Origin of the sequence: Vibrio sp. 10N.261.51.A3, from assembly GCF_041471965.1 — a bacterium.
Classification (GTDB): Bacteria; Pseudomonadota; Gammaproteobacteria; order Enterobacterales; family Vibrionaceae; genus Vibrio; species Vibrio crassostreae_C.
This window is the reverse complement of record NZ_JBFRPK010000163.1, coordinates 1-298: the sequence shown is the minus strand read 5'-3', so window position 1 is coordinate 298 and position 298 is coordinate 1. Positions and strand designations below refer to the sequence as shown.

The following is a 298-nucleotide window of genomic DNA, read 5'->3' as shown; positions in this document are numbered from 1 at the left end:
AACCATTTTTAAAGACTCTCGTAAGACTTTTTGTCGAACAAGAACGCTTAAAGATGGTGGAGCTATGCGGGATCGAACCGCAGACCTCCTGCGTGCAAGGCAGGCGCTCTCCCAGCTGAGCTATAGCCCCATCTAGGTCGATATTGGTGGGTCTGAGTGGACTTGAACCACCGACCTCCCGCTTATCAGGCGAGCGCTCTAACCAGCTGAGCTACAGACCCAATATCGTCTCTTAACTTTTCTAAACCTAATCAATCTGTGTGGGTACTCATCGTAAATATCTTCGTATAAGGAGGTG

2 tRNA genes are annotated in these 298 nt (G+C 48.7%); both read right to left on the bottom strand.

Annotated features, from left to right (window positions below):
• Positions 1-54 precede the first annotated feature (54 nt).
• Positions 55-130, bottom strand: a tRNA-Ala gene (locus tag AB4371_RS22475).
• A 14-nt stretch (positions 131-144) separates the two neighbouring features.
• A tRNA-Ile gene (locus AB4371_RS22470) sits at positions 145-221 on the bottom strand.
• Between the last annotated feature and the right edge of the window lie 77 nt (positions 222-298).